Origin of the sequence: Micromonospora sp. NPDC049799 (assembly GCF_040656655.1) — a bacterium.
Taxonomy (GTDB): Bacteria; Actinomycetota; Actinomycetes; order Mycobacteriales; family Micromonosporaceae; genus Micromonospora.
Genome location: NZ_JBFAMU010000285.1, coordinates 1 through 6,271, shown reverse-complemented (window position 1 = coordinate 6,271; position 6,271 = coordinate 1). Strand labels below are relative to the sequence as shown.

Annotated in this window: 6 protein-coding genes; 1 reads left to right on the top strand and 5 read right to left on the bottom strand. The window is 72.9% G+C overall.

The features are described from left to right. From AB0I76_RS19965 to truB, 4 genes are all read right to left on the bottom strand, one after another. Positions 1 to 2,256: polyribonucleotide nucleotidyltransferase (locus tag AB0I76_RS19965; RefSeq protein WP_357037401.1), on the bottom strand; the 2,256-nt coding region annotated here is incomplete at its 3' end. A 228-nt stretch (positions 2,257 to 2,484) separates the two neighbouring features. Next, positions 2,485 to 2,754: a 30S ribosomal protein S15 gene (gene rpsO / locus AB0I76_RS19960; RefSeq protein ID WP_088963411.1), complete on the bottom strand. Its 270-nt coding sequence runs from the start codon at positions 2,752 to 2,754 to the stop codon at positions 2,485 to 2,487. Between the two features lie 197 nt (positions 2,755 to 2,951). After that, entirely contained in the window at positions 2,952 to 3,881 is a 930-nt protein-coding gene (locus AB0I76_RS19955; RefSeq protein WP_357037397.1) for a bifunctional riboflavin kinase/FAD synthetase, read from the bottom strand. A 67-nt stretch (positions 3,882 to 3,948) separates the two neighbouring features. After that, positions 3,949 to 4,833: a tRNA pseudouridine(55) synthase TruB gene (gene truB, locus AB0I76_RS19950; protein WP_357037394.1), complete on the bottom strand. Its 885-nt coding sequence runs from the start codon at positions 4,831 to 4,833 to the stop codon at positions 3,949 to 3,951. A gap of 146 nt (positions 4,834 to 4,979) precedes the next feature. On the opposite strand from truB, the gene AB0I76_RS19945 reads away from it, so the two are divergent. Further along, the gene (locus AB0I76_RS19945) at positions 4,980 to 5,300 is read left to right on the top strand and encodes a hypothetical protein (protein WP_357037391.1); all 321 of its coding nucleotides are present in this window, start codon (positions 4,980 to 4,982) and stop codon (positions 5,298 to 5,300) included. Positions 5,301 to 5,327: 27 nt separating this feature from the next. On the opposite strand, the gene AB0I76_RS19940 is transcribed toward AB0I76_RS19945, so the two are convergent. Then, positions 5,328 to 6,271: MATE family efflux transporter (locus AB0I76_RS19940; protein ID WP_357037388.1), on the bottom strand; the 944-nt coding region annotated here is incomplete at its 5' end.

Below are 6,271 nucleotides of genomic sequence, written 5' to 3'. Positions count from 1 at the left end.
ACGCGGGCCCCGGTCGCCACGGTCACGCGCGGGCGGACGCTCGCCACCCTCGGCCTCGCCGGCGGCCGGCGCCTCGGCGCCCTCCGGGCGGACCTTGTCCAGGTAGATCTTGCCGCGGGCGTCGATGTCCGCGATCTCCACCTCGACCTTGTCGCCGACGTTGAGGAAGTCCTCGACCTTCTCGACCCGCTTGCCGTCGCCCACCTTGGAGATGTGCAGCAGGCCGTCACGGCCCGGGAGCAGCGAGATGAACGCGCCGAACGCGGCGGTCTTGACCACCGTGCCGAGGAACCGCTCCCCCGCCTTCGGCAGGGTCGGGTTGGCGATGCCGTTGATCCGGTCGACCGCCGCCTGGGCGGACGGCCCGTTGGTGGCACCGACGTAGATCGTGCCGTCGTCCTCGATGGAGATCTCGGCGCCGGTCTCGTCCTGGATGGCGTTGATGGTCTGGCCCTTCGGGCCGATCACCATGCCGATCTTGTCCACCGGGATCTTGACGGTGGTGACCCGCGGCGCGTACTCCGACATCTCGGCCGGGGACTCGATCGCCGCCTGCATCACGTCGAGGATCGTCTGCCGGGCCTCGTTCGCCTGCTGCAGCGCGGCGGCCAGCACGTCCGACGGGATGCCGTTGAGCTTGGTGTCGAGCTGGAGCGCGGTCACGAAGTCCCGCGTGCCGGCGACCTTGAAGTCCATGTCACCGAACGCGTCCTCGGCACCGAGGATGTCGGTCAGCGTCACGTACTGGGTCTTGCCGTCCACCTCGTCGGAGATGAGGCCCATGGCGATGCCGGCGACCGACGCCTTCAGCGGCACACCGGCGCTGAGCAGGCCCAGCGTCGAGGCGCAGACCGAACCCATCGAGGTGGAACCGTTGGAGCCGAGCGCCTCGGAGACCTGGCGGATGGCGTACGGGAACTCCTCGCGCGAGGGCAGCACGGGGATCAGCGCCCGCTCCGCGAGGGCACCGTGGCCGATCTCGCGCCGCTTCGGCGAACCCACGCGGCCGGTCTCACCGGTGGAATACGGCGGGAAGTTGTAGTTGTGCATGTAGCGCTTGCGGTTCTCCGGAGAGAGGGTGTCGACCATCTGCTCCATGCGCAGCATGTTGAGCGTGGTGACGCCCAGGATCTGGGTCTCGCCCCGCTCGAACAGCGCCGAGCCGTGCACCCGCGGCAGCACGCCGACCTCGGCGGTCAGCGGGCGGATGTCGCGCGGGCCGCGGCCGTCGATCCGGACCTGCTCGCGCAGCACCCGGTTGCGGACCTCGGACTTGGTCAGCGACCGGAACGCCGCGGACAGCTCCTTCTCGCGGCCCTCGAAGCGCGAACCCAGCTCCTCGACGACCTTGGCCTTGACCCGGTCGAGAGCCTCCTCGCGGTCCGCCTTACCGGCGATCTTGAGGGCCTCGGCGACCTCGGCGCGGGCGACGTCGGCCACCGCGTCGTACACGTCGTCCTGGTAGTCCAGGAAGACCGGGAACTCGGCGACCGGCTTGGCGGCCACCTCGGCCAGCTCGCTCTGCGCGCGGCACAGCTCGCGGATTGCCGGCTTGGCGGCCTCCAGGCCGCTGGCGACGATCTCCTCGGTCGGCGCGGTGGCGCCACCGGCGATCAGCGTCACGGCGTTCGGGGTCGCCTCGGCCTCGACCATCATGATCGCGACGTCGCCGTCGTCGAGGGCGCGGCCGGCGACGACCATGTCGAAGGTGGCCCGGGCCAGCTCCTCCAGGGTCGGGAAGGCCACCCACTGGCCGTCGATGTGCGCGACCCGGGTCGCCCCGATCGGGCCGGAGAACGGCAGGCCGGACAGCTTGGTCGACATGGAGGCGGCGTTGATGGCCACCACGTCGTACGGGTGCTGCGGGTCGAGCGCGAGGATGGTCTCGACGACCTGGACCTCGTTGCGCAGGCCCTTGACGAACGACGGGCGCAGCGGCCGGTCGATCAGGCGGCAGGTGAGGATCGCGTCCTCGCTGGGCCGGCCCTCACGGCGGAAGAACGAGCCGGGGATCCGGCCCGCGGCGTACATCCGCTCCTCGACGTCGACGGTCAGCGGGAAGAAGTCGAACTGCTCCTTCGGCTGCTTGCCGGCGGTGGTGGCGGAGAGGACGACCGTCTCGCCGAGCTGGGCGATGACGGAGCCGGCGGCCTGACGGGCGAGCCGGCCGGTGGAGAAGGTGATCTCACGGGTGCCGAAGGACCCGTTGTCGATCACGGCGGTGCGGGATTCGGTGCCGAGGTTGCTCTCGGTCATCTGCGGTAGTGCTCCTTCGCGTCGTGGGCCCACGACGGGGGAACTGCTCAGACGGCCGGTCTTCGATCGAAGCGCCCGGGTGGCCGGCGAGGTGCCGGGGTGCCCGGGGGCCACTACCGGAGACCGGTACGCTGACCGGCTCCCGTTTCGGGTGGTCGCGCGGCCCGTGGTTGTTTCCTGTGTAACACCGGAACGGGGGAGCGGCCCGCTGGCCACTCCCCCGTCACGTCATCGGCGCAGGCCGAGCCGCTCGATGAGCGACCGGTAGCGGTTGATGTCCTTCTTCTGGACGTAGTTGAGCAGCCGACGGCGACGGCCGACCAGCAGCAGCAGCCCACGACGGCTGTGGTGGTCGTGCTTGTGCACCTTCAGGTGCTCGGTGAGCTCGGCGATCCGCTTGGTGAGGACCGCGACCTGCACCTCCGGCGAACCGGTGTCGCCCTCGGCGGTCGCGTACTCCGCGCGGATCGTGGCCTTGGCTTCCTGGTCGAGCGCCATGTTCTCCCTGTTTCGGTGGGTTGTCCAGTGGTGTCCGTCGTGTCGGGCTTTCGCACCGGAGAAACGGACCGGTTCCTCGCACCCGCGGCGTCGTGCAGGCACGCGAGGCACCACGTCGGTCAGCCGACGTCTCCACCACACTACCAGCACGTCCGGATCGTCCGTACCAGGCCGGCGCAGACCGGCGCCGGGACCGCTCAGGCCAGCGCCCGCCGGGTCCGCTCGACGTCCAGGCGGATCTGGGCGACCAACGGCTCGACCCCCTCGTAGCGGACCTGCCCGCGCAGGTGCGCCACGAAGTCCAGGGCCAGCCGCTCGCCGTAGAGGTCGCCGTCGAAGTCGAGCACGTACGCCTCGACCCGCCGCTCCCGCCCGGAGAAGGTGGGGTTGGTGCCGATCGACACGGCCGCCATCAGTGGCTCGGGCCGCCCCCGGCGCACCAGGCGGGCCGCGTAGATGCCGTCGGCGGGCACCGCCGCGTACCGGTGGCAGAGCAGGTTCGCGGTGGGGAAGCCCAGCTCCCGCCCGCGCTGGTCGCCCCGGACCACGACTCCCTCCAGGCGGTGCGGCCGGCCCAGCGCGGCGGCCGCCGCCCCCACGTCGCCCGCGTCGACGCAGGAGCGGATGTACGTGGAGGAGAAGACGGTCCCCGCCTCGGCGACCAGGGGCGCGCCCTCGACGCCGAAGCCGAACGTGCGGCCGAGCCGTTCCAGCAGCGCGACGTCGCCGGCCGCCTTGTGACCGAAGCGGAAGTTGCCCCCCACGACGACCCCGGCGGCGTGCAGGTGCTCGACGAGGATGTCGTGCACGAACGCCTCGGCGGGCAGCCGGGAGAACTCGGGAGTGAACGGCACCACGCAGAGCACGTCGACGCCGAGCGCCTCGATCAGCTCCGCCTTGCGGGCCGGCTCGGTGAGCACGGCCGGGTGCGAGCCGGGACGGACCACCTCGGCCGGGTGCGGGTCGAAGGTGACCACCACGGACTGGACGCCCAGCTCGCGGGCCCGCGCCACGGTGTGCCCGATGGTCGCCTGGTGCCCCTTGTGCACGCCGTCGAAGACGCCGATGGTGACGACGGACCGCCCCCAGCCGCCGGGCGCCGCGTCGTACCCCCGCCACCGCTGCATTGCTCTCCTCCCCTGCTCCCCCGCCGGCCGTCGACGGGCCGGCGGTGACGACACCCGAGCCCGGCCGTCAGGCCGGAGCGAGCACGATCTCCGCGCGGGCCCGACCGCCCCGCTCGCTGACGATAGCGAGCAGCCCACCGGCCGGGTCGTACACCGCATACGGCCCGGCGATCCCCACCGGGTCGAGCGGCCCGCCGTGCGACAGCGTCGCGGCCTCGGCGGCGTCGGCGTCGCGACGCGGGAAGAACCGGTCGGCCGCCGCGGCGAGCGGCAGGTTGACCACCTCCGGCGCGCGGGACTCCAGGTCGTCGAGGGTGGCGGCCTCCGCGAGGGTGAAGCCCCCCACCGCGGTACGCCGCAGTGCGGTCAGGTGGCCCCCGACGCCGAGCGCCAGGCCGGCGTCCCGAGCGAGGGCCCGGATGTACGTCCCGGACGAGCAGGTCACGTCGACATCCACGTCGACCACGTCGGGCTGGTCCCGGCGGATCGCCAGCACGTCCAGCCGGGAGACGGTGACCCGGCGGGCGGGCAGCTCGACGCTCTCGCCCTCGCGGACCCGCTTGTACGCCCGCTGGCCGTCGATCTTGATCGCGCTGACCGCGCTGGGCACCTGGTCGATCTCGCCGGTGAGGGCGGCGAACGCGGCGTGGACCGCCTCGTCGGTCACCGTTCCGGCGGGCGTGGTGGCGATGACGTCACCCTCGGCGTCGTCGGTGACGGTGGCCTGCCCCAGGCGGACGGTGGCGGTGTAGCTCTTTCCGGCGCCGATCACGTACGTCAGCAGGCGGGTGGCCCGCCCGACGCCGATCACCAGCACCCCGGTGGCCATCGGGTCGAGCGTGCCGCCGTGGCCCACCCGGCGGGTACGCGCCAGCCGGCGGATCCGCGCCACCACGTCGTGCGACGTCATGCCGCCCGGCTTGTCCACCACGATCAGACCGTCAGTGCTCACGACCGCCAAGCCTGCCAGACCGCCGCACGCCGACCCGCCCCGGTACGCCCGGAGAAAACGGGGCGGCGCGTCTCGCGCGGCGCTGCGACGATGTCCGTGACGACGTCCGTCGGTACGCCGGGCGTCCGGACCACGGGGAGACATCGATGCGACAGACCCGCGACAGCCACACCGGCGCGGCCAGCGACGGCCGGCCCTGGCAGCGCACCCCGCAGCAGCCGTCCGCCCTGCCGGACTGGATGCGCGACCCGCCGCCTCCGCGCCGAACCCTCGGCGTGCGGGTCGCGGAAACCGTCGAGGCACTGCCCGGCGCGCGCCGGCTGCGCGAGCGCTGGTGGGCCTGGCAGCAGCGGCAGAAGCTCTACCAGCGCTACCCCAACACCGTGAAGATCGTGGCCTTCTTCGTCTGCTGGGCGATCGCGCTGTTCCTCGTGCTCGCCGTCTACGGGCTCCAGCAGATGGCCTGACCGGTGCCGGCGGCGGGCGGTCTCCGGTCAGGCGCGGACCGCGCCGACCACCGCCCAGCCGCCGGAGCGGAGCCGCAGCAGCAACGCGACCAGGCGGATCACCACGAAGAGCGTGAGCCCGGCCCAGATGCCGCCGAGCCCCAGGTCGAGCCCGTACGCCAGCCAGATCGCCGGCAGGAACCCGCCCAGGGCCGCGACGATCGTGAGGTTGCGCAGGTAGCGCACGTCCCCGGCGCCGATCAGCACCCCGTCGAGGGCGAATACCACACCGGCCAGCGGGAGCATCCCGACGAACCACGGCCACGCCACCATGGCCTGCTCGCGTACCTGCGGATCGGAGCTGAACCAACCGGGGACGACACCGGCGCCCGCGGCGACGAGGAGGGCGAACGCGGTGCCACAGACGCCACCGAGCAGGCCGATCCGGCGAGCCAGGGCGCGCGCCCCGATGTCGTCGCCGGCGCCCAGCGCGGCGCCGACCAGCGCCTGGGCGGCGATGGCGAGAGCGTCGAGCACCAGGGCGGCGAAGAAGAACAGTTGCACGGCGATCTGGTGGGCGCCGACCGCGGCGGCGCCGAAGCGCGCGGCGACGGCGGTGGCGGAGAGGAAGCTGGCCTGGAAGGCGACGCCGCGGATCAGCAGGTCGCGGCTGAGCACGAGCTGCTGCCGGATCACCGTCGGGCGGGGGCGCAGGGCGACCCGCTCGGCGGCCAGCGCGCTGACGAAGAGCACGCCGGAGAGCGTCTGGGCGGTCACGTTGGCCACGGCCGAACCGACCAGGCCGAGACCGGCCGGGTAGACCAGCAGCGGGCAGAGCAGCGCGGAGAGCAGGTTGGGCCCGAGGACGTACCACAGGGGCCGCCGCGTGTCCTGGATCTCGTCCGGCGGCGGCAGGGGTGTCTCCTCGTCGGACTCGATCACGGACACGGGCTCCTCCTCGTCGGCCGCCGCGGCCGGGGACGCTGCCGCCG

Bases quoted from the DNA above. Each gene is read 5' to 3' on its own strand.
- rpsO (WP_088963411.1), bottom strand. From the start codon at position 2,754: ATGGCGCTCGACCAGGAAGCCAAGGCCACGATCCGCGCGGAGTACGCG.
- AB0I76_RS19955 (WP_357037397.1), bottom strand. From the start codon at position 3,881: ATGCAGCGGTGGCGGGGGTACGACGCGGCGCCCGGCGGCTGGGGGCGG.
- AB0I76_RS19945 (WP_357037391.1), top strand. From the start codon at position 4,980: ATGCGACAGACCCGCGACAGCCACACCGGCGCGGCCAGCGACGGCCGG.